Origin of the sequence: Brevibacterium sp. XM4083 (assembly GCF_006489205.2) — a bacterium.
In the GTDB taxonomy this organism is placed as follows: Bacteria; Actinomycetota; Actinomycetes; order Actinomycetales; family Brevibacteriaceae; genus Brevibacterium.
The window spans coordinates 257,289-283,825 of sequence record NZ_VFYR02000003.1 but is presented as its reverse complement, the minus strand read 5'-3'; the positions used below and the strand labels follow the sequence as shown (position 1 = coordinate 283,825).

Here is a 26,537-nt window from a genome sequence, read left to right as displayed (position 1 = left end):
TAACGATACGCCGCCTCGGTGCGGGTGCCAAGGCGCCGAGGTGAATGCTCGGTGACGATGTCTGTGCTGCCGCCCGTGTTGCCGGGCGATTAAAGTTAATGTACCTTAACTTCATGCGCAGGAACTCCCCGACGGCTCACACTGCGAGCCCCACGACCCCACGGGCACGGCCCCGCGCCTCGCTCGTGCTCCTCCTCGGTCCTGCCTTCGTCGCGGCCGTCGCCTATGTCGACCCCGGCAACGTCGCGGCTAACCTCACAGCCGGCGCGCAGTACGGCTACCTCCTCGTCTGGGTGCTCGTCGCCGCGAACCTCATCGCCGTCCTCGTCCAGTACCTGTCGGCGAAGCTCGGACTCGTCTCCGGACAGTCGCTGCCGGCCCTCCTCGGCGATCGCCTCGGCCGGAGGTCACGGCTCGCGTACTGGGGCCAGGCGGAGATCGTCGCGGTCGCCACCGATCTCGCCGAGGTGGTCGGCGGTGCCATCGCCCTGAAGATCCTCTTCGACGTGCCGCTCCTCCTCGGCGGGGTCATCGTCGGCGTCGTCTCCCTCGTCCTCCTCTCCATCCAGTCGACGCGCGGGCAGCGGCCCTTCGAGTTCGTCATCATCGGCTTCCTCGCGATCATCGCGATCGGCTTCCTCGCCGGACTCGTCGTCGGCGACGTCGACTGGGGGCAGGCCGCCGGGGGCCTCGTCCCGCAGCTCGAGGGCACGAACTCGCTCGTGCTCGCCGCCTCGATGCTCGGGGCCACGGTGATGCCGCATGCGATCTACCTCCACTCGGCCCTCGCCGTCGACCGGCACGGGACGGTGCCGCGGGCTGAGATTCCGCGCCTGCTGCGGGCGAGCCGGTGGGATGTCGCGCTCTCCCTCGTCGTCGCCGGCTCCGTCAACATCGCGATGCTCCTGCTCGCCGCGGCTGCGCTGCGCGGGGAGTCGGGCACGGACACGATCGAAGGCGCCCACGCGGTCGTCACGGCCAACCTCGGCGAGGTCGTCGGCCTCCTCTTCGGCATCGGCCTGCTCGCCTCAGGGCTCGCCTCCTCGGCGGTCGGATCCTATGCGGGGGCCTCGATCATGCAGGGCCTCCTGCGCGTCGATGTGCCGATCGTGTGGCAGCGGGCGGTGACGATGCTCCCGGCCCTCGCGGTTCTCGCGATCGGCATCGACCCGACGTGGGCGCTCGTGCTCAGCCAGGTCGTCCTCAGCCTCGGGATCCCCTTTGCGATGGTTCCGCTCGTGCGGCTGACGAGGATGCGGACGGTCATGGGCGAGTTCGCCAACGGGCGGGCGATCACGGTCGCCGCGCTCGCCGCCGCGAGCCTCATCATCGTCCTCAACGTCGTCCTCATCGCCCTCCTCGTCGCCGGCATCGACTAGCTCGACGAGCCGCCTGAGCGCGGGGCTGCGCCGCCCGGATTTCCAGGCCAGCGCGACGCCGAGGTGCGGCGGAGTGCCGGTGAACCGGCGGGTGACGAGACCCCGGCGCCGCGTGGTGCGTCCCCGGTCGAGCAGGCCGATGCCGCGACCGGCGGCGACTGCGGCGAGGATGCTCTCACCGTCGGGCTCGTGGGCGATCCGGACGGAGTCGGCCGCGGCACCGAAGAGGTCGCTGATGACCGAATCGTATGCGGCCGGCGCCTGGCGCCTCGGCCAGAAGATCACGGGTGAGGCGAGGAGGTCGCCTCGCTGGAGTCGGCGGTGTCGGGCGAGCGGATGCGACGACGGCAGGACGGCGACGATCTCCGAGGTGCCGAGCGTCGCCTGCTCGAGGTCGGCGCGTCCCAGGGGCGTGCGCACGATCGCGGCGTCGATGTCCCCGGCATCGAGGGACGCAAGATTCCACGCGGTCCATCCCGACTCGGCCTCGACCGTCATCTCCGGGTACCGGTCGGTCAGCGCCGTGAGGAGGCTGCGGGCCATACCCTCGCCGTCGGAGCGCGTGAGGGCGAGCCGGAGCGTGCCGCCGGATCCGTCGGCGACGGCACGGACGTCGGAGCGCAGCAGGGCGTAGCGGGTGAGGAGATCCCGGGCGGAGTCGGCGAGGACCGCACCGGCCGGGGTGAGCTCGACGCCGTGGGCGGAGCGCACGCACAGGGTCACGCCGAGGTCGGACTCGAGGCGTTTGATCTGCTGGGACAGGGCCGGCTGGCTGAGATGCAGACGTGCGGCGGCGCGACCGAAGTGGAGTTCTTCGGCGACGGCGACGAAGTAGTCGAGGCGCTCGAGCTGCACGAGTCGAGGATAACCCCTGCTTATCGTCCGAGAGGGAAACGGTCTTGGATGCCGACGCCTGCACCGGCGCAGGGTGGAGTCATGACCCCTCGACGTCACGACGCTGAATCCCCAGCTCCCACCGCAGCGCCCACCGCAACACCGTGGAGCCAGCACCGGCTCCTCCACGCGGTCTTCCTCCTCATGGGTGCCCAGCTCTTCCTCGTTCCGCCGCTGCTCGATGCGATCGCGACCGACCTCGGGGTCTCACACGCTGCGGCCGCGTGGACGATGACCGGGTACGTCCTCGGGTACGCCGTCTCCAGTCCGGTTCTCGCGGCGCTGACCGACCGGTGGGACCGGCGCACGGCGATCCTCGCCGGCCTGGCGATCTTCGTCGCCGGTGACATCGGGTGCGCTCTCGCGGTGAGCGAGCCGATGCTCGCTCTCTGCCACGGGATCGTCGGCATCGGCGGCGGCCTCGCGGCCCCGGCGATGTGGGCCGTCTTCGGAGAGACCGCCGCTGATCACGAACGCGGCCGGGCGATCTCACTGGGTGCGGCGGTCTACGGGGCCGGGCAGATCGTCGGGGTGCCGATCGGGAGCCTGCTCGCCGCCACGTGGGGCTGGCGGTTCGCCTTCGCTGCCGTCGCCGCAGGGATGCTCGTCGCGGGTCTCCTCATCGCCGGTCGACTGCGCGAGCCGGAGGCGAGCACCCGCGTGCGCCGGACGCCGCGGCAGGCGTGGCGGAGTTCGCTCGGGTTGTGGGTCCGGCGCGGCTTCGCCGGGGTCATCGTCGCGACCGCGCTCACGCAGGCGGCGCGGATCGGGACGTACGGGTACATCGGCGTCGTCTTCGCCTCCCGGTTCGACTTCAGCGTCATCGACCTGGGCCTCCTCGGCGGTGCCGTGGGAGTGGGGTCGATGGCCGGGTCGTATGCCTCCGGACTCCTCGTCGATCGGTGGCGACAGCGAGGATGGCCGCTCATGGGCCTGCTCGCGGGGTGGGCGATCGTCCTCGCCGGGATGATCGTCGTCGTCTTCACCGTCGCCGAGGTGGGGGTGGCGATCGCGGCACTGCTCGTCTGGTGCGCGGCCGGTGGGGCGTGTTTCAGCACCGCGCAGGCGACCGTGAGCGTCGAGTTCGCCGAGCATCGGGCCTCGGCGGTGAGCTGGAACAACGCCGGTCTCAACGCCGGGGTCGCCGTCGGCACCGCCGTGCTCGGAGCCTTCGCCATCGGGTCGGTCGGGTTCGTCGTGGTCGCCGTCGCCTTCGCCCTGCTCGGGGCGGCCTGCGCGGGACTCAGCGGCCGCGCAGGGAGACGGGACGGACGATCGTCACAGGGTCGGAGCGGACCCACCACGGCACGGGCTCGCCCGCGGCCCGCGCCGCGCGACGCTCCTCCCGTGTCGCATACCGGTAGGTGAACATCCGGGCGCGGATGAGGGCGGGAGCCTCCCCGTCGAACGGGTCGGGGCCGAGCAGCCGACGGATGAGCCGATCCCCGGTCGCGAGGCGTTCGAGGAGCGCGAGGAACCAGGAGTCCCGGTAGTCGCCGAGCGCGGCGAACCACATGAGCCAGTCGAGCCGCAGATGGTAGGGCGCGACGACGGGTCCGCGCCGGGTGACGTCACCGGGCTTGCCCTTGAAGACGTACTCCTTCCACCCGGCCGTGCCCGAGGGGTCGAGCGTGCCCTCGATGGCGATCTCGTGACGGGTCTCCGACATCGACCCGAACGCCCCATAGGCGTTGCCGAGGCCCCAGCGGTTGAAGTGGGCGTTCATCAGCTGCCGCGGAGAGAAGAGGTTGCGCAGCGCCGGGATGTTGAGGATGGCCTGCCAGATGACGAACGCGGTGATGAGGAGCACCCACCACAGCGGGGACGGCGGATAGGCAGCGGAACTGCCGGCCGCCTCGGCGAGGGGATCCTGGACAGTGCGGACAACGGCGTCGATGCCCCACTCCGGCCACGGACCGCCGATGATCCAGCGGAGGAAGGAGTCGCTGATGCCCGCACACGCGAGCAGGATCGTCGCCCAATTGAGCCACGCGTAGTTGCCGGTGATGACGAGTGCGAGCTGGGTGATGATGATCGCGGCCGCGGCGAATGAGGCGATGGGCTGGGGGAGGAAGAGCAGCCACGGGGCGATGAGCTGGACGATGTGACTGCCGAGCGTCTCGCCCTTGTGCCACCATGCCGGTTTGAGGTGGGCGGTGCGGCTGAGCGGGCCGGGCATCGGCTGCGTCTGGTGGTGGTAGTTCATCGCCGTGAGATCACGCCACGAGCTGTCCCCGCGCATCTTGATCATCCCGGCGCCGAACTCGACGCGGACGGTGAACCACCGCAGCAGGAGGATCATGAGCAGCGGCGGGGCGACCGCGTGGGAGCCGAGGAATCCGACGAGGAATCCTGCCTCGAGGAGCAGGCTCTCCCAGCCGAAGCCGTAGAAGCGCTGCCCGATCGCCGAGATCGAGAAGTAGAGCCACCACATGAGGAGGAACACGGGAATCGGCGCCCACGCGGGTCCCGCCTGGGGGAGGCCGACGATGACGGTGAGGGCGAGGAGGATGCCGACGGCGCAGACGATGCGGAGGTTGCGATCGGAGTAGGGGGTGCGTCTCCAGCGGAAGAGGCTCGGGGCCTGCCGTGCCGTCGTCAGGGCGATGAAGCGCGGCGCGGGGAGGAGGCCGTGCTCGCCGAGGAGGGGCGGAAACTGGTTCCACGCGTTGACGAAGGCGATGAGGAAGAGGACCGCGAAGCCGCGTTGGAGGATCTCGCGGGCGATCGTGTAGTCGCCCGCGTCGAGCAGGGGAAGCAGAGCGGTGACGTCCACGCGGTCCTCCTCGCCTCGCAGGTGCCCTTGCACTCGACTATCGCGCGAATAGGGGATGGGGGCAACAGCGAAAAGCGGCTATTGTCGGGGCTGAGGCGCGATCCCCGCGCTCATCTCACCCCAGGAGGCATCATGAGCGATCATCCCCAGAAGACCAAGGAGTCCATCCTCGGCCATCCCGCTCCGCGCGACATCGAGTGGAAGCACTTCATCACGATGTGGGAGAACTACGCCGACCGGGTCGAACAGGAGTCGGGCGATCGCCTCGCGGTGAACATGAACGGCCACCGTGTCGTCTTCCGCCGTCAGCACGACGGGCTCGTGAGCATCGAGGACGTCGAACGCGCCCGTCACCTCTTCGCCGCGCACGAGTCGACCGAGGGCGAGGGGCACCTGTTCGTCGTCACGCTCACCGACGAGGACGCGCGCTTCTACGACTTCGACTTGAGCGCCCACGATGTCGAAGTCGACCAGCACGAGCACGAGAAGAACCCGGACTCGCGCGGCCACCACATGCGCACGGTGGAGAAGAAGACCGGCCGTGACGACAAGAAGGACCTCGACCGGTTCTTCGACGACCTCGTCACGGAGATCGACAAGGCCGCGGCGGGACGCGACTTCGTCCTCCTCGGCCACGGCACGGGAACCTCGAACGCCGCCGAGGACTTCGAGAAGTTCCTCGCCCACCGCCACGAGCCGCTGCACGAGCACATCATCGCCGCAGGCGTCATCGACCTCAGTGCCGCCGGCGAACCGGAGATCGAGAAGAAGGCGCAGGAACTCGCCGGACGGTGAGCTGTGCGGACTTCGCCTCGGCGCTGCGCGGACGGCCTGCGGTTCAGTCGGCGGTCCCGCGTCGGGGGCGACGCCACGCGCGGACTTCGGCGATGGCGTCGCGGACGGTGCGTCCGCGGCGCCATTCTCGCCATGTCAGCCAGATGATGAGGGCGTCGAGCACGCTGAGGACGACGAGGCCGATCCCCGGCGAGACGACGAGCTGATAGATCTGGAAGACGAGGAACCCGGTGAGGGCGAGGATGGCCCACGGGTAGAGGCGTGTGGTGCCGAAGAGCAGCGCGGCAATGATGGCGAGTTTGACCACGCCGTGGACGAGAAGATAGAGCGCCGCGAAGGTCGTCGTCCGTCCGTCGAGGTGGGCGGTGCCGTGCAGGAGGAGGGTGGCCAGCAGGTCGTGGGGATCTTCGGTGAGCTCCTCGGCGGTGAGGGCCCGGGCGGCGCCAGTCAGCTGTGCGGGTGTGGTGAGGAGGAGCACGACCCCGCCGACCACCTCGGCGAGTCCGTCGATCCCCTTGCCGAACACGCCGATGAGGAAGACGAGGTCGAGGAGCTTCTCGCGCATCGTCGTGTCTCTCCTCTCCGCTCGGTGGCCTGGCGTCGGCACCGGCCAGCGCTCAATCCACTCTATGTCCGCTCGGCCCGCCTCGGCGCTGCGCGGACTTCGTCTCACCGCTGCGCGGACGGCATCGGACCGGGCCGGGTGAACTCGACGAAAATCCTCGTCAGCCCTGTTCACAACGGACGGTTTGACACGTAGCCTGTCAGCAAGGCGGCTCGTCCCAACCGGGGACGACGCAGGCCCGAGCGCGGCCAGGATCGACGGCTGACCGGGTGCCGCCGCTGCCACGCGATATCAAGGAGGAATCATGACGGAATCCAACTTCGATCCTAACGAAACCGAGGGCCCGGCCGACGGCGGTGCCGCGGGCACGCCTGGCGTTCATGACGGTGGCGCCGACGGCGGCGCCGAAGGTCCCGCGGACGGCGGCGCATCGGGCACCCCCGGTGTCCACGACGGCGGTGCTGACGGTGGCGCCGAGGGTCCGGCCGACGGCGGTGCCGCGGGCACCCCGGGTGTCCAGGACGGCGGTGCCGACGGCGGAGCAGAAGGCCCTGCCGATGGCGGCGCATCGGGTGAACCCGGTGTTCACGACGGCGGTGCCGACGGTGGAGCCGACCGACCTTGAGCACCCCCACCACTGAGATCCAGCACCCCGGCGCCGCTGCAGGCGCCGGGGTGCTGGAATCCCGGCTCATCGACTGCTCGCGCGGAACCTTCGCCCAGGACTATTGGGGCAGGCGAGCGCTGCTCAGTCGCGGAGTCTCCGACTTCTCCGACCTCTTCTCCTCCCGCGCCGTCGACGAGCTCATCTCCGCGCGCGGTCTGCGCTCCCCGTTCCTGCGGGTCGCCAAGGACGGCGCGACCCTGCCGACGGCGTCGTTCACCTCCCCGGCCGGGGTCGGCGCGACGATCGGCGACCAGCTCGATGACACGAAGCTGTGGAAGCAGTTCCATGCCGGAGCGACCCTCGTCCTCCAGGCGCTCCAGCGCACCTGGGAGCCCATCGGTGCGTTCTCCAGCGCGCTCAGCCGCGAACTCGGCAACCCGGTCCAGGCGAACGCCTACATCACCCCGCCGCAGAACCAGGGCTTCGACGACCACTACGACGTCCACGACGTCTTCGTCCTCCAGATCGAAGGCGCGAAGCGGTGGGTCATCCACGAACCCGTCTTCGATGCTCCCCTGCGTGACCAGCCGTGGACCGACCGACGCGAGGCCGTGGGCCGGGCGGCGACGACCGAGCCCGTCATCGACGCCGTGCTCGAACCCGGCGACGCCCTCTATCTGCCGCGCGGCTGGCTCCACGCCGCGACCGCCCAGGGTGATGTCTCGATCCACCTCACCCTCGGCATCCACAATTGGACGCGGTACGGAGTCGCCGAGCAGCTCGCGCAGGCGGCACTCGCTCGGCTCCAGGACGATCCGCAGATGCGCGCGAGCCTGCCGCTGGGTCAGAGCCGTCCGGACGCCGAGACGCTTGAGGCGATCAGGGAGGCCATGGTCTCGGCCCTCACCGCCGCCGACCCGAATCCGAGCATCGACCGCATCAGCCGGTCGCAGGCGCGCCCGGCGCCGTTGGGTCCTCTCGCTCAGCACGCGGCGATGAAGCACCTCGACGACGCGTCACCGCTGACACTGCGCGCCGGTCTCGACGCGACGCTTGAGGGGAACCGCCTGCGCACCCGGATCGGCTGGTTCGACTTCACCGACGCCGAGCTGCCCGACGTCCGCACCCTCCTCGACGGCGATCCGGTGTCGGTGGCCGACATCGGTCGGCCGCTTGCCGAACGGCTGCTCGCCGCCGGTGCGCTCGTGCCCGCCCTCGGCTGAGGCAGGCGGTGAGGTGACGATGAGCGAGGTCCGGGGCTTCCGCTGTTCGAACGCCGCCCGTGACCGCGGCGACAGCATCGTCGGCACCGCCCCGCGCGGGACGTACTGGGTGCTCATCGAACACCGAGGCGGGTGGCCGATCAACGGCTTCGAGGGCCTCGACATCGACTGGCGTGTGCGGTCCGAGGTCTTCTACGCCGCGCAGACGCTGCGGGCGAGGATTCTTCTCATCCGCCGACCCGGCCGGCGCACGCGCGGCGGGCCCGGTGTCTGGGGTGTCATGCACCTCGAAGGTCCCGGCCGCCTCCACCAGATGTGGGGAGAGTGGGAGGACGACTCCGATCTCCTCGCCATCGTCGAGGCGCTCAAAGCGTGTGCCGCGCAGTCCGAGACCTCACAGTCCGAGACGGGACTTCTGCCGCCCGTCGTCCTCGTCTGCGCCCACGGGCAGCACGATGTCTGCTGTGCGGTGCGCGGGCGTCCCGTGGCCGCGGCGCTCGCAGAGCGGTGGCCGGATCTCGTGTGGGAGTGCACGCACGTCGGCGGTGATCGATTCGCGGCGAACATCCTCGTCGTGCCCGACGGCGTCTACTACGGGGATCTCGATGAGGACACCGCGGTCGACGTCATCGCCGGGCACCTCGCCGATGAGATCGACGGCTTCCATCTGCGCGGCTACACGGACCTCAACTCGCTCGAACAGGTCGCCGTCGCCGCGGTGCTCAAGGAGCGGGGACCAGCCGGGCGCTTCGCCTACGAGATCGGCGGCGTCGATTCGGCCGACGGGGTGTGGACGGTGCGGGTCATCGATCGGCGGACCGCCTCGGCGGCCTTCGACGTCGACATCACGGTGTCCCGGTCGGACCCGCACTTCCTCACGTGCCGCGGAGTCGAGCGCGCTGTCGCCAACGTCTTCACCGTCACCGCGGTGACCGCGGCTCCCGTCCTCCCGGCTGACGATCGACTACGCTGACGACATGCGTGCAGGGGAAGTGTCGGAGGTCAGTCAGGACTATCTCAAGGCGATCTGGTCGGCGCGCGAGTGGGGCGGGGATCCGATGACGGCGACTGCGCTCGCGCAGCGGTTCGGGACGACGAAGGCCAACGTCACCGAGGTGCTCAAACGCCTCGACGACCTCGGCCTCGTCAACCGGGTGCCCTACCGTCCGCCGGAGCTGACGGCGGCGGGAGAGAGCATCGCGCTGGCGATGGTGCGGCGGCACCGACTCATCGAGACGTTCCTCGTCGAGTCGCTCGGCTACAGCTGGGACGAGGTCCACGATGAGGCCGAGGCGCTCGAGCATGCCGCGTCCGATCTGCTCATCGACCGGATCGACGGGTTCCTCGGCCATCCCGCCGCCGACCCCCACGGCGATCCGATCCCAGGATCCGACGGAGCTGTGCAGTCCCATGACTCCTCGCTTCTCCTCGCCGAGGCGGCCCCCGGGTCGTACGAGGTGCTGCGGGTCTCCGACGCCGACCCCGAGGTGCTCGCGACCCTCGCCGAGGCGCGCGTGCGGCCCGGGTCGACCGTCGTCGTCAGACGCGCGGCCTCGGGAGGGACGGTCGAGATCGCCGTCATCGGCGCCGCCGGCACGTCCGTCATCGACGAAGCGGCCGCCTCGGCGGTGTATCTGGGCTGAGCGCGGTCACGGTCGGGTCACTCACAGCCAACCCTCTTCAGAAGTTCGAAAATCAGGACTAGGGTCGAAGACAACGTCGAAAGTGAGGGACACATCATGGCGCGAACAGTGGCCGACGACCTATGGGACATGCTCATCCAGGCGGGCGTGAAGCGATGCTACGGAATCGTCGGGGATGCACTCAATCCGACGATCGACGCGCTCGCCCGACACCCGGAGATCGAGTTCATCCACGTCCGACACGAGGAGTGGGGCACGTTCGCCGCCTCGGCCGACGCCCAGCTCAGTGATGGTCCCGTCGTCGTCTGCGGCACGGCCGGTCCCGGCGTCACCCACCTTCTCAACGGCCTGCTCGACGCCTTCCATGAGATGGCACCGGTCATCGCGATCGCCGGCGACGTCGAGACGAACATCATCGACACCGAGGCGATCGAAGAGGTCAGCCCGTACGACCTGTTCCGCACCGCCTCGCTCTACACCGGTCGCGTCGTCAACCCGACCCAGGCGCGCGCGGTCTTCCAGCAGGCGATCACCGTCGCCACCGAGGAGCACGGCCCCACGGTCATCGCCCTGCCCGGTGACGTCGCCCATGCGAAGTCGCCGCTCGAGGAGCGCGCGGTCTACGCCTCCTCCCGCGGTTCCGTCCTGACCCCGCACTACGAGGACGTCCAGGCCGTCGCCGATCTCATCAACGGCCACGACCGGGTCTTCCTCTTCGGCGGCAACGGCACCGTCGACGCCGTCGACCTCGTCAAGCAGCTCTCCGACAGAGCTAAGGCACCCGTCGGCTACACGCTCAAGGGCAAGAACTGGCTGGAGGCCGACAATCCCAATGCCGTCGGCATGACCGGTCTGCTCGGATACGGGGCGGCGGCCGACTGTATCAAGCATGCCGATGTCATGCTCATGCTCGGGGCCGACTTCCCGTTCCCCGACTTCCTCGACCGCGGCCACGCGACGATCGTCCAGGTCGACAACACCCCCTCCCACCTGGGACGTCGGGTGGCTCTCGAGCTCGCGATCCCCGCCGACGTCGGCGTCTTCCTCGAGAAGCTCCTCCCGCTCATCGAGCCGAAGAGGAACGACGAGTTCCTCCGCACCGCACAGCACGTCACCGAGAGCTGGCGGAAGCGCCTGCGCCACTACGTCGACGGGGGTGAGAAGCGCTCGCCGATCCGACCCGAATACCTCGCGTCCGTGCTCGACGACCTCCTCGACGACGACGCGATCGTCACCGCCGACACCGGCACCTCGGTGATCTGGGTCGCTCACCAGATGAGCTTCGGCGGTGATCGGTTCCAGTTCGGGTCGTACTCGTGGGCGTCGATGGCCGACGCCTCGCCGTATGCGTTCGGGGCGACCAAGGCGCTGCCCGGACGGCAGGTCGTCGCCCTCTGCGGGGACGGCGGGTTCTCGATGCTCGGTCTCGGCGACCTGCTCACCGAACGCCAGCACAAGTCGCCGATCGTCCACGTCATCCTCAACAACGAGGAGCTCGACTTCGTCAACATCGAACAGCAGGAGGCCGGGTTCCGTCCCTGGGGCACCGAGTTCCCGGCCGCGAACTATGCGGCGATCGCCGAGGGATTCGGCGTCAAGGGCATCCGCTGCGAGGACCCTGCGCGCCTGCGTGACCAGATCGCCGAGGCGCTCGCCTACAAGGACGGGCCGGTCGTCGTCGATGTCGTCGTCAACAAGCGCGCGCTCGCGCTGCCCTCGACCGTCGACGCCGACCTCATCGGCAAGTTCACGCTCAGCGTCTTCAAGCGGGCCCTCCACGGAGAGATCCCCGAACTGTGGGACGAGGCGAAGGACAACATCAAGCTGCTGTGAGGGGTGGAGCAGCCCTGCGGGTCCACCCGATCTGAGTGGACCCGCAGGGTCGGCTCACCCCTGGCGGCGCGGCAGATTCCAGCGCGGCTGCGGCTGGGACCTCTTGCCGTGCTGGGGCATGTAGCCGCGCTCGGCCTGGAGATGAGCCTTGTCATGGCTCTTCGCCGAGGTGTCGGCACCGGGGATCGGAGCCTCGAGTCGAGCCGGCGCCTCGGCACCGACGATGGGCATCTCCCCGGTGATCACCGGCTGGGATCCGGTGATCGGGGCGGACTCTGCGACCGCCTCGGCGAGGGATTTCTGGTCTGCGGGCTTCTTCGCTCCGCTGCCGTTCTTCTTCTGCATTGTCTCTTCCTTTCCTCGTGCCGTCGTCGGCGTGGTGGTCTGGTCGGCGGCCAGTGCCGTATAGAGTCCGGCCCACTGTGCGGGGGTGAGTTCGCGTGGCAAGGCGTCTCCTCCGATGTCGTTGCGGTCCATGGTCGATTGCAGGTGGGGCTGATCGGTGAGCTTCATGTGCGTGAGGATCCCTTTCATTCCGCGTCCGCGACCGGTGAAGGCCGCTCGGACGAACTGCTGGTACGAGGCCCGATCCCGGTGCGGGACCAGTCCGGTTGAGAGGCGTTCGACGGTGAGCAGGCCGCCGTCGACGCTCGGTTTGGGGGTGAACGCGTGGGCGGGCACGCGGGTGATGAGGCGGAAGTCGAACCACGGACTCCACTGCGCGGTCATCATCGTCGATCCGCCGACCCCGGCGCGCTTGCGCGCGACCTCCCACTGCGTGAGCAGGATGGCCGACTGCCACGTGCGAGCACGGAGCAGGCGCCGGAGGATGGGCGTCGTGAGGTGGAAGGGCAGGTTGCCGACGACCACCTCGGCGTCGAGGTCGGTGCTCAGAGCATCGGCGTGCCTGATGCGGGCGCGGGGGAAACGGTGGGCAAGGGTTTCGATCCTCGTTTCGTCGATCTCCACGAGCGTGAGCGGTCGGCCGAGCCGGTCGAGTTCCGCGGTGACCGCTCCGGCCCCGGGTCCGATCTCGAGGATCGAACCGCTGGTGGCTCGGGCGAGGCCCGCGATCGTGGCGATGGTCTGGCGTGAGTGCAGGAAGTTCTGGCCGAGTTCGTGTCGGCCGCCTGCCTGGGAATGGGGTCGCATGATGTGGCGCTCCAGAAGTGGAATGGAGAGCACCCAAGGCTGCGCACTGCGTCGTCGCTGGTGACAGCGGTTCAGCGGAGGCCCGGATGCCGATGGTCTTCCGGGAGGACAGCGCGCAGCTGCGTTATCAGTGACGATCCGGTCGAGCGGGAGTTCCTGTCAGGCCCTGAGCGGGGCTCAGCGGCGGACTCGGATCAGCGACCGGAGGAGGTGAGGAACGTGCGCGCTGTCAGGCGCGACGGTCACGGATGTAGGCGATGCTGGACGCAGTCACTGCGCAGCGAATCAATGTACCCATGGTCATCAAGCTAGCACAGGTCCGCGCACGGGAGCCAGGGTCATCGCCGAGGCAGTCATTCGATGACTTCGCCGCTGATGATCTCACCGCCGCCGTCGCCTCGGCGGTTGATGCGCGGGTCGGCGGCGATGCGGGCTTCGAGTTTCCGCAGGCGCCAGCCGAGCCAGACGAGGGCGATGCCGACGAGAGCGATGAAGATCGAGAGGGTGACGACGAGGGCGGCGATGCCGGCCTCGGGGGCGAAGAGGAAGAAGCCGCCGATGACGATGCCGACGACGCTGATGATCGTCAGCAGCCACCATGCGCGCACGCCGAGCTGGCGCACGAAGACGGAGATGCCGATGCCGAAGGTGCTCACGGCGATGATCGTCAGGCCCGCGAGCACGGTGACGACGGCGGCGAAGAGCATCGGGGCGAGGAAGACGATGACGGCGAAGGCGAGCATGAGTATCGTTCGCAGGATGCGGCCGCCGCCGCGGGTGCCGCGCGGGGCGAGGACGAGCGAGGTGATGGCGATGAGCGCGACCCAGCAGGCGAAGATCCGGGCGACCACCTCGGCGGTCGCGCCGGGCCAGACCATCATGAGGACTCCGACGGCGAGGGCGATGACGCCATTGACGATGACGGCGGTTCCGGTGCGTTTGAGGTCCATGGACCAAGCGTAGTCAGCGGGGATGGAAGGAGCCTGAACGCGCCGCGAAGCCTGGCCCGGACGGGGTCACGTCGGCTGGCGGTGATCCCTCGTCACCGAGTCCCAGCCGACGACGGGCGGCGGTGTGGGTTCGGAGCCGAAGGCCGGACCGAAGCACGGTGACTGGGCGGGAGGTGCGGGTGTGTCCGCCGAGGTGACGGCCTTGTCCGCGCTCTGTGCTGCGCGATCCTGCCTGTCCACGTCGCCGTCGTCGGAGCGCACCGACTGCGACAGTGCGCGGACCATGCTGTCGAGCTCCTCGAGCGAGTAGCCGGTCGTCTTCATGAACTCGGCGATGGTGATGTCGCGGGTGCCGGTGAGCTGGTCGTGGCCGCCCGCTGCGGTGTCGATCGCCTCGCGGACGCGCTCAACGACCGGTGCGTCCGCGTCGTCCGAGTGGTCCGAGCCGTCCGCGCTGTCGTCGGCACGGCTGCGGCGGTCGTCGCCGCCTGACTTCGGCGAGTTCGACTCGAGGAAGCGGAGCAGTTCGACGGGGAATGGCAGGACGAGTGTCGAGTTCCGCTCCGAGGCGACTTCGACGATCGTCTGCAGGAGCCGCAGCTGGAGGGCTGAGGGCGTCTCCGACATCGCGCTCGCGGCCTGGGCGAGCTTGTTCGACGCCTGGAGTTCGCCGTCGGCGACGATGATGCGCGAGCGGCGTTCGCGTTCGGCTTCGGCCTGCCGGGACATCGAGCGCTTCATCGCCTCGGGCAGAGCGACGTCCTTGATCTCGACGCGATCGATGTGGATGCCCCAATCGACGGCGGGGCTGTCGATCATGATCGCCAGACCCTGGTTGAGGCGTTCGCGGTTCGTCAGCAGGTCGTCGAGTTCGCTCTGGCCGATGATCGACCGCAGCGAGGTCTGGGCGACCTGACCGACGGCGAGCCGGTAGTCCTCGACGTCGACGATCGCGCGGCGCGGGTCGACCACTTTGAAGTAGATGACGGCGTCGACGCGGACGGTGACGTTGTCGCGGGTGATGCCGTCCTGCGCGGGGATCGGCATCGTGATGATCTGCAGGCTGACCTTCTGCAGATGATCGACGAACGGGATGATCGCGGTGAGCCCGGGATCCCGCGCATCGCTGGTGACGCGGCCGAAGCGGAAGACCACGCCGCGTTCGTACTGTTTGACGATCTTGAGGCTGTTGCCGAGCGTGATGGCTCCGACGGCGACCAGTCCGAGAAGGATGTAGAGGAACAACATCGTCATCGCCCCCTTGCGACGCTTGCTGGTCCTTTCAACGGTAGCACCGCTCTGGTCAGATGAACCCATCTCATCTATAATGCCCGGCGGATTGTCGACAGGTGCGAAGATTCGGCGGTGACGCGCAGCGGGGAAGGTGTCAGCGTGCGGGGATGGTGTCAGTCATCGGCTTCGCGGGCGAGGAGACGACGCCCTGCGGGGTAGGCGGCCAGGGTGTCGGGGAGGCGGATGCGCCGTCCCGAGGCGTAGGTGGCGATGATCTCGCCGAGGTGGTCCTCGGCTTCCGCGCCCACCTGACCGTCGGCGGTGACGATGGGGATCTGTGCCGTGGCGGTCTCGACGCCGAGGCGGCGCAGCGTCTGCTTGGCCACGGGCACGGGGGAGTCGAAGAGGGTGATGCCGGCGCGGGCGGCCATGATCCGGTCGGCGACGAGTCCGTAGTGCGTGCACCCGAGGACGACCGCCTCGGTGCCGGGGTCCATCTGGGCCAGAGCCGCGTCGATGGCGGCGTCGATCGTCGGCATGTCCGCGTCGTTGATCGCCTCGGCGAGTCCGGGGCAGGCGATCTTCGCCACCGTGAGGTCGCCGGCGAACGAGTCGATGAGGTCCTGCTGATAGGCGCTGCCGGTCGTGGCCGGGGTCGCCCAGATGGCGAAGTCCTCGCCGGTGCCGGCCGCCATCTTCACGGCGGGCACGGTTCCGATGACGGGAATCGTCGGTTCGTAGCGGGCCCGGACCGCGTCGAGGGCCTGCACCGAGGCGGTGTTGCAGGCGATGACGATCGCGTCGGGTTCCCAGTCGGCGAGCACCGCCGCCGAGGCGAGGGCCCGCTCCTCGAGGTCCTGCCGGCTGAGGCTGCCGTAGGGGGTGAAATCGGGGTCCATGGCGAGGACGAGGTCGGCCTGCGGGGCGAGGCTGAAGAGGGCGTCAGCGGTTCCGAGGAGTCCGAGACCTGAGTCGAGCAGTCCGATGCGCGTCATGATTCCTCGTTCGCGGCGGGACCAGTGGGGACATCGCTGCGGAAGGGAGCGTTCGCCTCGGCGGCGTTGTCGTCCTCGCACTGATCGTCGCGGACGTCCGAGTCCTCGCGGACGATCGGCTGCGAGCGGGGGTGCGCGAAGTCCTTGATCTCCTTGAGGTGGGCGCGGGTGAGCCCGTGGGCGAACTCGGGAGCGATGATCTTCAGGCGGTCGGAGGAGTAGCGGTCGACGAAGTACTGCCGCGTCGTCGGGGCGGCGAGATCGTCGTCGACCCACACGGCCTTCTGCGGTTCGTGGGTGTCGAGCCAGTCCTCCATCGCCCGCGCCTTCCACCACAGCTGCGGGTCGTTGGCATAGCGGTTGTGGGTGTCGTCGGGCATCTCGATGACGTCGAAGGAGTTGCGCATTCCGAACTTCGGTTCGAGCTCGGTCTTGCACCGCTGTGACCACGTCGAGAGCCAGACGATGTCGACCTCGTGGGTCTCGACGAGGCGATCGAAGAAGGCGATGACCGACGGTCGGTAGTGGAGTTCGTAGTGCCACGCTTGGAGCTTCTTGCGCCCTTCGGTCATGAGACGCAGCGCCGGAACGGGGTAGGAGTTGAGTACTCCGTCGACATCGAGGAAAACGGTGACGTGGCGGGCCTGCCGACGCGCCGAGACCGGCGACGATGATGCAGCTGCCATCGTTCCTTCCTGTGTCGAGGGCGACCCGGTAGCCTGGCGGCAGGTCTGTGATGTGTTTCAGAATACCGTTCGAAGCTGAGGACTGAGGAAGTCGGGGCGTCATGCACCGAGAGGCGTTGGCATGTATCGCGAGGTGAGGATCCCGCGACTCCGTGCTGCGCTGTGGGTGTCCGTCCCTGACGTGGGAAGGCGACTTTCGACGTCCGGTGGGATTCACCGATCGGTGGTGGCTGCCGGGACAACGGCGTCGGACCACGGCGAGGACGGCGCCACTGCTGATGTCATCGTCCCCGATGGGTGCATGGATCTCATCGTCCTCGACTCCGGAGTCGTCATCGCAGGTGCTGATTCCACCGCTCGCCGAATCGCTCCTGCGCTGAACCCCGCGGTTGGTCTGCGCTTCGATTCCGGCATTCTGCCGCAGCTGCTGACGACGTCGGCCGCGGAACTCGCCGACCGCGTCACCCCGCTCGGAGACGTCGTCCGTCTGCGGCCGTTGATATCGGGATCGCACGGTGCCGGTCCGATGATGTCCGCCGCGCCCACGTCGAGCACTCTCGCCGAGGTGGTTCGAACGTGGGTCGACGGTGCGTCAGGTCTCTGGGATGACCGCGGGTTGCCGGGTGGCGACGGGGGCACGCAGGCTGCGGTGTTCGGAGAGAGCGTGGAGAGGCTCGTCCGAATAGGCGAAGCACTCGTCCGCGGCACGGAGATCGATCGGCGCCCACTCGAGTTGGCGAGTGCCCTCGCCTTCGCTCCGGAGTCGCCGGCATCGACGATCGCCGAGGTGGCCGCCGACTTCGCCTATTCCCCGCGGCAGCTGCGGCGGCTCTCAGGAGCGTGGTTCGGGTATGGGCCGAAGCATCTCGCGAAGATCCTGCGGTGGAGGACTGCCCGCAAACTCCTGGATGCGGGCCACACTCGCACGAGCGCGGCGGCCCGTGCCGGTTATGCCGATGCCTCCCACTTCTGGCGGGATGAGCGCTCGCTGCTGGGTCGGTGAGAGCCTGAGTTCAGGTCAGTGCGTGGGATTCAGTTCTGCGCTGCGAAGAGGTCGATGGTGTTCCCGTCGGGGTCGGAGATCACGGCGTAGCGCTGTCCCCAGAAGGCATCCCAGGGTCCCTTGACGACTGCGGCCACGGGGTCGTCGTCGTCGCTGCCCTCGGTGAGCTGGGCGAATGTCGCATCGACGGCCTCGGCGGTGGAGCAGTCGAAGGCGAGTGACATCTTGTGGCCGCCGGTGGGCCACGTCCACTGGGGGTCGATTCCGAGCATGACCTCTTCGGTGTCGAGGAGGACTCGGAGGCCGCCAGTCGAGAGCTCGGAGTGCGGTGCTTCCGGACTTCCGTCGACCAGGTTGAGGCCGAGAGCCTGATAGAAGGCCAGTGCCTTGGCCATGTCTGCTGTCACGATGGAGATGGCGTCGAGTTTCATACCGTCAACTTTCATACCGTCAACGCTAGGGCCGAGGCGTCTGGCCGGGCATGAATGATTCGGCCATGTTCGGGGGTGAACCAGGTTCAGGGCAGCGGTTCAGAAGGGTGGGGGCTCGCCGTTGTCCCAGACCCATTCCTGTTGTGCGGGGTTCTTCCATCGGATGCCGCCTGCCCGTGGCATCCACCCCGGGGTTCCGGTCTCCCCGCAGGCCGGTCCTGGACATTCGGGTCCGGTGCGCACTGGGCCAGGGGCCGGCGTCGAATCGGGTGGTTCAGCGACCAGTGGTGGAATGCCGGGAGCATCAAGATCGTCATCCGGGTTGCTTGTGCTGGGACTGCTCGTGCGGGGACTGCTTGTGAATGGCTCGTCCGCGTCGGGGGCACGGCTGCCCGGGTCGGAATCATCGGTGCTGCTGACGGAGACTGGGGCGGGGCTGTTCTCGTCGGAATCGTCGTCGGTGCCGCTGACGGTGCGGGCGTTGATGAGGCGTGCGTTCTCGACGTTGACAGGGTTGTCCCCGGGGTGTGTGGTGACGCGGGTGCCGTGGGCGAAAGTGTATTCGGCGATCCCCGGAGTTCTCATTCTCACGGTGAGGAGGCGGTCGGTCTTCTGCTGGTGGTGCTGCTTGCAGAGGGGGTGGAGATTGCCGAAGACGGTCAAGCCCCCGAAGTCGGGGTTGTCGTGATTGAACGGGTCGATGTGGTCGATTTCCGCGGTCGCGGCCCGGCGGCGGCATCCGGGCACAGTGCACCATTGCCACTGCGCGGCCAGTGTGGTTCTCACTGGTGTGGGGATGTGGTAAGTCTTGGCTTTCGCATCGATGGGGGTGCCGGTGGCGGGATCGGTGAGGATCCTGGTCCAGGTGCGGCAGCTCCCGGCGATGAGCCGGGCTTGGTCAGCGGGCAGAGGGGTGCCGTCGGGAAGGGTGCCGGGCAGGTTGCTGTGGCCGGTGAGGGTGGTACAGGGCACGGTGATGAGCATCCGTGCTTGCATGGCCATCCAGTAGGGGCTGGTCGGCGCTTCGAGGGTAAGGGAGTACTGGGATCGGCCCTGGTCGTCGAGTCCGGCGTCGGCGATGCGGGTCAGAACCGCCCGCAGCGCGGCACCCGGTGACCGTGGCGGTGGGAGTGGCGACTCCTCGTCTTTGGATTCGCTGTCGTCGTTGCCGGCTATCGCGGGGATTGTTGGTGCTGATGCGGCTGCGGACTCGTCCGAGTGACTCGATCCGGTCTCTGCATCGTCGGTGGGCGCTGTCTCAGCGTCGGCGGCGACCGCGTCGGCGGTGACAGCCTCGGCGGTGGTGTCGTCCGTCGGGCCGGCGTCGGCGGGGCGTGCCTCGTGGTGGGGAGGGCCTGCAGTGTCGGCGGCCGTGGTGATGGCGGTGGCGATGTCGTCCATCGTGGCGGAAGTGTCGAGGTCGAGGGGAATGCTGCGGTCCGCGGTGGCGCCGGTGTCGGTGTCATGGGCGCGGATGGTCAGAGTCAGGCGAGGGGTGGTGCTGGTGAGGATGTCGAACATGAGGGCATCGATGCTGCGGACGTCCTCGATGACGGCATCTGCGGGGAGTTGGTCGGCGAAGGCCGCGGTGTTGCCAGCGCGGATAGCTTTGGCGAAGGCTTCGATGCGCAGGTAGCAGGCGTGGAGTTCAAGGGCGGATCCGGTGAGCATCAGGCATGCGGAGCCGTCGTCGTGGGTGGTCAGTGATACCCGTCGGCGTTCGTGGGCGGTGTGGGTGCGGTCGTCTGCCGGTTCTATGACGTTGATCTTCAAGGCCAGTGACTTCTTGAACGTTTGGATGGTCACATCGGGGCGGCGGTGGCACAGGTAGTCGTCGATGAGAGGCAGGTGGCGGAACGCGACGTTACTGCAGAGGCGGGTGGCTGCCAGGGCGTGTTCGATGGTGAAGTCTCCGGCTTGGCATCGAGCGTGGAATTTCGGGAGGCCGTGGATGAGGGTCATGGCGTCGATGACATGGGAGTAGGTGTGCGCGATGGTGGTGCCGCGTATCGCGGTGAGTTCGGCGATGTCTTCGGCGTGGGAGTAAGTGTGGACCCAGGCGTTGAAGGTGCGGTCGGGGGAGAAGCGGGGGAACCCGGGCAGCGCCGGCGATGCGGGCTGTTTGGCCTGCGGGTCCGGGGCTGAGTCGTTTGTCGAACCGAACTCTGAATCACTGCCGGCCTGGCCCGTGCTGCCGGTGCCGGCCTCACCTGCGCAATCGAAGCCGAGCTCGGCCGCGTCATCGGGGCTGGACGTCGCGGGCGCATCGGGGTCAGAAGGTGCGCCGGCGACAGAGGGAGCGTCGGTTGCGAACCGGTCGTCAGCGCCGGGTAGGCCGCTGGAGGACTCGGAGGCGTCGTCGGGAGCATCAACCCCACCACCGAGAGCGGCTCCCCCGATACCGGTGCCAGTGTCGCTGTCGGTCTCGCCGTCGGTGACCCAGTCGGCGGTGCAGCCCTGGGCTCGGGCGAAGCGGCGGACGGTCTCGGTGAAGGTGGCGTGTTGGTAGGGGGTGCCGGGGCGGGGATTGAGGAGATTGAGGTGGGTGATCGTGTCGGAGAGGAAGAGGCCGGCAGTGGTCTCGAGCGCGGCGAGTTGAGCCTGGTCGCAGGCGGCGTAGACGGTGAACGCCGCGGCGTAGGGAGAGGAGGCGTCGATGTCGACACGGGCCGGAAGAGCGCCAGGTGTGTCCCCGGAAGGAGCGGATGCGATTGTGTCGGTCACTGGGTTTCACCTGTCTTCCCACGTCAGCGTGGCTGATGACAACAGTGTAGTTCACGTCACATTCGATGTCAATGAATATTTCGAAATTTGTTCGAACGGAAGATTCATTCGTTTCGTCGTGCTCAGTGATTATCGATGGATGAGGGATCGGCGTGGTGAGGTGCTGCGAGGGTGTGCTCAGCGGTCGCGTGTGGCGACGTGAGGGTGTGGGGGCGTGCGAGCCGGTCCGGGGGCTGTGCCGCAATTGCGAGGCCTCACAGTCGCGCCTGATGAGAATGCGGGCGGGGGTGACCAAGGGCGGCGGACTCCTCCTGGAGCAGGGGATCCCTCAATGCGCCGGCCGAAGGTGCGCACTCGATTCGGGCGCCCTGCTCGTGGTCACTCCGCACGCGGTGCTTCGCGTCAGCTTGTCGACGGCCGAGCCTATCGGTCCCTCGCGGCAGCAGTTCTGGTCTGCTGCTCCGCGCGGGCGCGGAGCCGCTCGACAAAGCCGCAGCTCTGCTCCGCGCGGCCGCTTCACCGCTCCGCGCCTGCGTAGTTCAGCTCCGCGCACTTGCCGTGCCGTGCCGCGCTGCCCTACTCCGCGAGGTAGGGCTCGAAGACGGCGCGGACCTCGTCGGTGAGGGGGGTGGGCCGGCCGGTCTCGCGGTCGATGTGGACGAGGACGACGTCGGAGTCGAAGACCTTCCGCCCGCTCTGGTCGCCGCGCGTGTTGATCGTGAACGACGAGTTTCCGATCTTCGTGACCACGGCGGTGAGTTTGAGCTCCGGTCCGTACATGACGGGCACGAGGTAGTCGATCGACTGGTGGGCGACGAGCAGTCCGCCCGAGGTGATGTGCGACGCCCTGACGTGATGCATCCAGCGGACCCGGCACTCCTCGATGAGCGTGATCATCCGGGCATTGTTGACGTGGCCGAGCAGATCCTGATCGGACCAGCGCACCTCGGGAGAGTACTCGAACGTCTTCACGGCCACTCCTTCCATTCCCGGACTCCGTCTGTCGGGCACGACACTTCGCCTGTCAGGCACGACACTTCGTCTGTCGGGCACGAAACTTCGTCTGTCGGGTACGACGATTCCGCCAGCTGGGCGTCATTGTCGAAACTGATCGAACGTTCTACAGTAAATCAGGATCTGTCGGCGAAGGTGAAATCGACGAAAGGGAGATCAATGGAGTCTGCCCCCACTGCCTCAGCCCCCGGCATGCTCGACGGGGTGCGCGTCCTCGACCTCGGCGGCATCGGGCCGGGTCCGTTCGCGACGATGATGCTCGCCGACCTCGGCGCCGAGGTGATCCGTCTCGACCCGCCGACGAGCACCGGTCAGCCGATGAATCCCGTCCTCGACCGGGGCAAGCGCTCGGTGACCGCGGACTTCAAGACCGCCGAAGGAATCGCCCTGGCCAAGGCGATCGCCGCCGGCAGCGACATCGTCGTCGAAGGCTTCCGCCCCGGCGCTGCCGAGCGGCTCGGACTCGGGCCCGACGACCTGCGCGCTCTCAATCCCGCCCTCGTCTACGGCCGGATCACCGGCTACGGACAGGACGGCCCGAAGTCCCAGAAGGCCGGCCACGACCTCGGCTACATTGCTTCGACGGGACTCCTTAGCCAACTCGGCCGCGCCGACGGACCGCCGCAGTTCCCGGCCAACCTCCTCGGCGACTTCGGGGGAGGGGGCATGCTCCTCGTCGTCGGCGTACTCGCCGGCCTCACGCATGCCCGCGCCACCGGCGAGGGCACCGTCGTCGACGCCGCGATGGTCGACGGCGCCAACCTCCTCTACGCGATGATGCACGGGTTCGCCGCGATGGGCCTGTGGCGCCACGACGCCCGCGGCCGCAACCTCCTCGACTCCGGGGCGCCGTTCTACGACGTCTACCCGACTGCCGACGGCCGACACCTCGCCATCGCCTGCATCGAGCCGCCGTTCTTCGCCGCGTTCGTCCGCGCCCTCGATCTCGAGGATGATCTCCCCGAGCCGCTGGGCACCCTCGACCATTGGAACCCGCAGCACTGGCCGGCCCTGCGCGCCCTCATCGCCCCAGCGATCGCCGCCCGCACCCTCGCCGAGCTCGACGGCCTCTTCGCCGGCGTCGACGCATGCGTCGAACCCGTGCTGACGATGGCCGAGGCGAAACGCGACGAGCACAACCGGGCCCGCGGCCTCTTCGCCACCGCCACCGACGCCGCCGCCGATGCCGCCGGTGTCGACCAGCCCAGCCCCGCGCCGAGGTTCGGTGGCACGGGTGCCCCGGAGCCGCCTCGGCGCGCTCCGCAGATCGGGGACGACACCGCCGCGGTCGTTGCGGAACTCAGCGCAGACCGCACGTGACCTGCAACGCAACCGTGTGCCAATCGTGACCTGCGGTCCAAATCGGGTGCGGTAGTGTGAATGGCGCCGGAGGGTCGAGAACCGCCCGGCGCCCCTTTCCCCGACGGAGCGAAGCAGTATGAGCAATGGGACCCAGTCGATCGATCGAGCCGCAGAGATCTTGTCGCTGGTCGTCAAGGCCGACGATCCGATCTCGTTCACCGAGGTGGTCGAGGCCACGGATCTCGCCCGATCGACAGTCTCCCGCCTGCTCTCCGCGCTCGAGCGCAACGGCCTCGTCGAACGCAACGCCGAGGGTCACTTCCGCGGCGGCTCCCTCTTCGCGACGTACGCCTCCCGCTTCGACCGGGTCGAGACGCTCGTCGCCGCCGCCGACCCCATCCTCCAGCGCCTGAGCGAGGAGACCGGCGAGACCGTCAACCTCGCGGTGCCCAGCTCGAACGCCGTCGTCCAGATCGCGCAGGTCGACTCGACGTACGTCCTCGGGGCGACGAACTGGGTCGACGTCAAGGTGCCCTCCCACGCCTCGGCGCTGGGGAAGGTGATGTTCGCGTTCCGCGCGATCCCCGTGCCGACCGGGCGTCTCGAACGCCTCACCCCGCGCACGCTCGGATCGCGGAAGGAGCTGCTGGCCGACCTCGCCGAGGTGCGCGACCGCGGGTTCGCGATCGTTCACGAGGAGTTCGAGCCGGGCCTCGACGCCCTCGCCGCCCCCGTGCTCGGCACCGATGACCAGGTCATCGCCGCCGTCGGCATCTCCGGCCCGACGATGCGCATCGCTGAGCACCATGACCGGTTCGGTGAGCTCCTCATCGCCGAGGCGGGGCTGCTGTCCCGCAGCCTCAAACGCAAGGTCAGCCACCGGTAGGTCGGCGTCCTCCCCCACCGAGGCGGGTGAGCTTGTCCGGATTGTTGACCTGCCGCAGCCCGTGGATGAGTCCGTCGGCGCCGAGGTCGATCTCGAGCACTCGGGTGTCGCCGTCGCGGCGGATCGCCATGGCCAGACCCCCGTTGATCTCGAGGATCGCCCCGATGTGCGCGCCGTCGAGGTCGACAGGGGTGAGCACGCCGGCGAAGAAGCGGGCGATCCGCGCTGACCCGAAGACCGGGTTGACGGCACTTCTCACCTTTCCGCCGCCGTCGCTCCAGTAGACGGCGTCCTCGGCGAGCAGGAGCGGCAGGGCGGCTGCGAGGTCGCCGCTGTGGATCGCCTCGGCGAGGCGGCCCAACGCGGCCGGGTCAGCGGGCCGGGAGACGTCCCGGTCGAGGTCGAGCCGGCGAGCGGCACGCGAGACGAGCTGCCGCACCGCGGCCGCTGACTTGCCGAGGATCTCGCCGATCTCCTCGGCGGGCAGGTCGAAGGCGCGGGAGAGGACGAGCGCAGCGCGGGATTCGGGGCTGAGCTGATCGGCGAGGTGGAGGAGGGTGAGTGAGAGGAGCTCACGGTTGGCCAGGGCCTCCTCGGGCAGCGCCTCGGTGGCGATCGGCTCGGGCAGCCACGGGCCCGGGTAGTCCTCCTTGATGCTCGCGAGGTGCCGGGCGCGATCGATCGCCTTCCGGGTGCCGACCGTCGTCAGCCACGCCGGCCACGACCGAATCTCGGAGGCCGCCTCCCGTTCGGCGACGACCGCGGCGATGCCGACCTCGGAGACGACATCCTCGGCGTGCCCGACGTCCCCGAGCATCCGATACGCGATGCCGAAGAGCCGGCCCCGGCTCTCGTCCCAGGCGCGGGCCGCCGGTGACTCGGAGTGCGTGACATCCACAGTCCCCAATCTAGATCACAGTTCCCACTCCAGATCACGGAGCGGGTGTCGCGGGGGCGCCCCCGGAATCCCCCGACTCTCCCGCATCCCCGGAGCCGTCGACGACCGGCACGGTCTCGGTGGAGATCGCCAGCCGGTTCCACACATTGATCGTCGAGATCGCCACGAGCAGGTCCCCGATCGCCTCGGCGTCGAAGTGGGCGGCGACGGCGTCCCAGATCTCATCGGTGACGCTGTCGGGTCCGATCCGCGTCACCGCATCGGTGAGGGCGAAGACGCTGCGTTCGCGGTCGTCGAAGAGCGCGCCCGCATGCTGCCAGGCCGAGACGGCGATGATCTTCCGCCACGGCATGCCCATGGCGGCGAGATCGGTCGAGTGCATGTCGACGCAGAATCCGCAGCCGTTGACGATCGAGGCGCGCAGCTTGATGAGGTCGTAGAGTTCGGCGCCGAGCGCCTCCCGGCAGTACGTGTCCATGCGGGCGACGTTGGCGTAGGCCGTCCTGTTGATCTCGCCGATGCTCATGCGTGTCATGGGTGTTCCCCTCTCTCCGGTTCGTGTCCCGAACCCCGTCTGGAGACGGGCGCACCGCAGCGCCCGTCAACAGTGATGTCGGATGGGCGGAGGGAAGTGTGACACCGGCGCGTGAGCGAGTCGACTCAGGACGTCACCGAGGCGGGATCGGGGTCGCCGAGGAGCTCGAGCTGCCTGCGTCGCCACGCCTCGGTGTCCTTGACCTGGTTGAACGTGTAGATGTGCAGTCCCGAGACCCCCATATACGGGTCGGCGAGGACGGGGGAGAGGCGGTCGAGGAACCTCCGCGGGTTGTAGCCGCCGGGCTTGGCCATCCGCGTGAACGTCGCCGTGTTCTTGCGCAGGAACCGCGTCGATTCGCCGACGCCGATCTTCGTCGCGACCTTGGCGAGCTTCGCGAGCTCGACCTTGCCGGCGATGCCGAGGATGAGGGGCATCTCGATCCCGCGCGCCCGGACGCGGGCCAGCCACGTGCTGACGATGCCGGGGTCGAAGCAGAGGTTCGAGACGATGTGCGTGGCGTAGTCGCGTTTGTCCCACATCGCCTGGACGGTGACGTCGTCGGGGATGAGCGGATGCGACTCGGGGTAGGCGGCCACTCCGATCTGCGTGATCGGCGGGGCGAGGCTCGTGAGGTCGACGAGGAGGTCGAGTGCGCTCGCATAGCCCCCGGCCGGCGGCGTGGCGTCACCGGCGGGAACGAAGATCGTGGCGATCCCGGCGCGCCCGAGGCGGTCGATGATCTCCTCGAGTTCGGTCCGGCCCTGGACCATGCGGGCGGCGATGTGCGGCACGGCGGTGTAGCCGCGGGCCTGGAGCGCCTCGGCGGTGGACAGGGTCGCCTCAAGGCCCATTCCCGTCGAGGCGGTCACCGTGATCGTCCGACCTGGGGCGACGTGGTCGCTGATGCGATCGACGATCCCGGCAGTGGGGAGGACCTCGTAGCGGGCGGACTTGAGAAGTGTGCGAAGAGCGGACACGGACACCATTGTCTCCTTCCGGCGGGGGCAGGG

The 26,537-nt window shown here is 68.7% G+C and carries 22 protein-coding genes and 3 pseudogenes; 11 read left to right on the top strand and 14 right to left on the bottom strand.

Annotated features, from left to right (window positions below; genetic code table 11):
• Positions 1 to 113: 113 nt before the first annotated feature.
• Entirely contained in the window at positions 114 to 1,379 is a 1,266-nt protein-coding gene (locus tag FJ887_RS10555) for an Nramp family divalent metal transporter (protein ID WP_249356701.1), read from the top strand.
• Positions 1,380 to 1,433: 54 nt separating this feature from the next.
• Here the strand turns inward: FJ887_RS10555 and FJ887_RS10550 are convergent.
• Positions 1,434 to 2,234, bottom strand: a pseudogene (locus FJ887_RS10550) (LysR family transcriptional regulator); the annotation flags it as partial.
• On the opposite strand from FJ887_RS10550, the pseudogene FJ887_RS10545 reads away from it, so the two are divergent.
• Positions 2,157 to 3,356 (top strand): annotated as a pseudogene (locus FJ887_RS10545) (MFS transporter); the annotation flags it as partial. The pseudogenes FJ887_RS10550 and FJ887_RS10545 sit on opposite strands and share 78 nt — an antisense overlap.
• Positions 3,357 to 3,516: 160 nt before the next feature.
• Here FJ887_RS10545 and FJ887_RS10540 read toward each other — a convergent pair.
• Positions 3,517 to 5,049, bottom strand: coding sequence for a lipase maturation factor family protein (locus FJ887_RS10540; protein WP_249356700.1), 1,533 nt, complete (start codon positions 5,047 to 5,049; stop codon positions 3,517 to 3,519).
• A gap of 132 nt (positions 5,050 to 5,181) precedes the next feature.
• On the opposite strand from FJ887_RS10540, the gene FJ887_RS10535 reads away from it, so the two are divergent.
• Complete coding sequence (locus FJ887_RS10535) at positions 5,182 to 5,844, top strand: hypothetical protein (protein WP_137825009.1); 663 nt, start codon at positions 5,182 to 5,184, stop codon at positions 5,842 to 5,844.
• A gap of 43 nt (positions 5,845 to 5,887) precedes the next feature.
• Here FJ887_RS10535 and FJ887_RS10530 read toward each other — a convergent pair whose 3' ends face one another.
• A complete protein-coding gene (locus tag FJ887_RS10530; protein WP_137825008.1) occupies positions 5,888 to 6,409 on the bottom strand; it encodes a DUF2127 domain-containing protein in 522 nt (173 codons plus the stop codon).
• 304 nt (positions 6,410 to 6,713) lie between these two features.
• Here FJ887_RS10530 and FJ887_RS10525 point away from each other — a divergent pair, with 304 nt between their 5' ends.
• From FJ887_RS10525 to FJ887_RS10505, 5 genes are all read left to right on the top strand, one after another.
• Positions 6,714 to 7,034 carry a hypothetical protein gene (locus tag FJ887_RS10525; protein ID WP_137825007.1) on the top strand — a complete coding sequence of 107 codons (321 nt, stop codon included), beginning with the start codon at positions 6,714 to 6,716 and terminating at the stop codon, positions 7,032 to 7,034.
• Positions 7,031 to 8,239 carry a cupin domain-containing protein gene (locus FJ887_RS10520; RefSeq protein ID WP_137825006.1) on the top strand — a complete coding sequence of 403 codons (1,209 nt, stop codon included), beginning with the start codon at positions 7,031 to 7,033 and terminating at the stop codon, positions 8,237 to 8,239. Before FJ887_RS10525 ends, FJ887_RS10520 begins: the two co-directional genes overlap by 4 nt.
• 19 nt (positions 8,240 to 8,258) lie before the next feature.
• Positions 8,259 to 9,212, top strand: coding sequence for a sucrase ferredoxin (locus FJ887_RS10515; RefSeq protein WP_137825005.1), 954 nt, complete (start codon positions 8,259 to 8,261; stop codon positions 9,210 to 9,212).
• A gap of 4 nt (positions 9,213 to 9,216) precedes the next feature.
• Positions 9,217 to 9,882: a metal-dependent transcriptional regulator gene (locus tag FJ887_RS10510; RefSeq protein WP_137825004.1), complete on the top strand. Its 666-nt coding sequence runs from the start codon at positions 9,217 to 9,219 to the stop codon at positions 9,880 to 9,882.
• Between the two features lie 96 nt (positions 9,883 to 9,978).
• The gene (locus tag FJ887_RS10505) at positions 9,979 to 11,715 is read left to right on the top strand and encodes a thiamine pyrophosphate-dependent enzyme (protein WP_249356699.1); all 1,737 of its coding nucleotides are present in this window, start codon (positions 9,979 to 9,981) and stop codon (positions 11,713 to 11,715) included.
• Positions 11,716 to 12,114: 399 nt separating this feature from the next.
• Here the strand turns inward: FJ887_RS10505 and erm are convergent.
• The 5 genes and pseudogenes from erm to FJ887_RS10480 form a co-directional block, all read right to left on the bottom strand.
• Positions 12,115 to 12,867: pseudogene (erm, locus tag FJ887_RS10500) on the bottom strand (23S ribosomal RNA methyltransferase Erm); the annotation flags it as partial.
• A 353-nt stretch (positions 12,868 to 13,220) separates the two neighbouring features.
• Complete coding sequence (locus FJ887_RS10495; protein WP_137825002.1) at positions 13,221 to 13,817, bottom strand: HdeD family acid-resistance protein; 597 nt, start codon at positions 13,815 to 13,817, stop codon at positions 13,221 to 13,223.
• A gap of 66 nt (positions 13,818 to 13,883) precedes the next feature.
• Entirely contained in the window at positions 13,884 to 15,071 is a 1,188-nt protein-coding gene (locus tag FJ887_RS10490) for a slipin family protein (RefSeq protein WP_249356698.1), read from the bottom strand.
• A gap of 152 nt (positions 15,072 to 15,223) precedes the next feature.
• Positions 15,224 to 16,045 (bottom strand): glutamate racemase, encoded by an 822-nt coding sequence (locus tag FJ887_RS10485; protein ID WP_137825001.1) that lies wholly within the window; start codon positions 16,043 to 16,045, stop codon positions 15,224 to 15,226.
• The gene (locus FJ887_RS10480) at positions 16,042 to 16,731 is read right to left on the bottom strand and encodes an HAD domain-containing protein (RefSeq protein WP_171007008.1); all 690 of its coding nucleotides are present in this window, start codon (positions 16,729 to 16,731) and stop codon (positions 16,042 to 16,044) included. Before FJ887_RS10480 ends, FJ887_RS10485 begins: the two co-directional genes overlap by 4 nt.
• A 226-nt stretch (positions 16,732 to 16,957) precedes the next feature.
• Here FJ887_RS10480 and FJ887_RS18540 point away from each other — a divergent pair, with 226 nt between their 5' ends.
• Complete coding sequence (locus FJ887_RS18540) at positions 16,958 to 17,734, top strand: helix-turn-helix domain-containing protein (protein ID WP_171007007.1); 777 nt, start codon at positions 16,958 to 16,960, stop codon at positions 17,732 to 17,734.
• Positions 17,735 to 17,763: 29 nt separating this feature from the next.
• Here the strand turns inward: FJ887_RS18540 and FJ887_RS10470 are convergent, their stop codons facing one another.
• The 3 genes from FJ887_RS10470 to FJ887_RS10460 form a co-directional block, all read right to left on the bottom strand.
• Positions 17,764 to 18,165, bottom strand: coding sequence for a VOC family protein (locus FJ887_RS10470; RefSeq protein WP_137824999.1), 402 nt, complete (start codon positions 18,163 to 18,165; stop codon positions 17,764 to 17,766).
• Positions 18,166 to 18,264: 99 nt separating this feature from the next.
• Positions 18,265 to 20,889, bottom strand: coding sequence for an HNH endonuclease signature motif containing protein (locus tag FJ887_RS18535; protein ID WP_140955381.1), 2,625 nt, complete (start codon positions 20,887 to 20,889; stop codon positions 18,265 to 18,267).
• A gap of 576 nt (positions 20,890 to 21,465) precedes the next feature.
• Positions 21,466 to 21,861, bottom strand: a complete 396-nt coding sequence (locus FJ887_RS10460) for an acyl-CoA thioesterase (RefSeq protein WP_137824997.1) — start codon at positions 21,859 to 21,861, stop codon at positions 21,466 to 21,468.
• Between the two features lie 201 nt (positions 21,862 to 22,062).
• Here FJ887_RS10460 and FJ887_RS10455 point away from each other — a divergent pair, with 201 nt between their 5' ends.
• Together FJ887_RS10455 and FJ887_RS10450 are read left to right on the top strand one after the other, a co-directional pair.
• On the top strand, positions 22,063 to 23,223 hold the full coding sequence (locus FJ887_RS10455) for a CaiB/BaiF CoA transferase family protein (RefSeq protein WP_137824996.1): 1,161 nt from the start codon (positions 22,063 to 22,065) through the stop codon (positions 23,221 to 23,223).
• 118 nt (positions 23,224 to 23,341) lie between these two features.
• Positions 23,342 to 24,091 carry an IclR family transcriptional regulator gene (locus FJ887_RS10450; RefSeq protein WP_137824995.1) on the top strand — a complete coding sequence of 250 codons (750 nt, stop codon included), beginning with the start codon at positions 23,342 to 23,344 and terminating at the stop codon, positions 24,089 to 24,091.
• Here the strand turns inward: FJ887_RS10450 and FJ887_RS10445 are convergent.
• From FJ887_RS10445 to FJ887_RS10435, 3 genes are all read right to left on the bottom strand, one after another.
• A complete protein-coding gene (locus FJ887_RS10445; protein WP_249356697.1) occupies positions 24,078 to 24,989 on the bottom strand; it encodes a sigma-70 family RNA polymerase sigma factor in 912 nt (303 codons plus the stop codon). The genes FJ887_RS10450 and FJ887_RS10445 overlap by 14 nt on opposite strands.
• Positions 24,990 to 25,023: 34 nt before the next feature.
• Positions 25,024 to 25,524: a carboxymuconolactone decarboxylase family protein gene (locus FJ887_RS10440; protein WP_137824994.1), complete on the bottom strand. Its 501-nt coding sequence runs from the start codon at positions 25,522 to 25,524 to the stop codon at positions 25,024 to 25,026.
• 125 nt (positions 25,525 to 25,649) lie between these two features.
• Positions 25,650 to 26,513 (bottom strand): methylenetetrahydrofolate reductase, encoded by an 864-nt coding sequence (locus tag FJ887_RS10435; RefSeq protein ID WP_212743294.1) that lies wholly within the window; start codon positions 26,511 to 26,513, stop codon positions 25,650 to 25,652.
• Positions 26,514 to 26,537 lie beyond the last annotated feature (24 nt).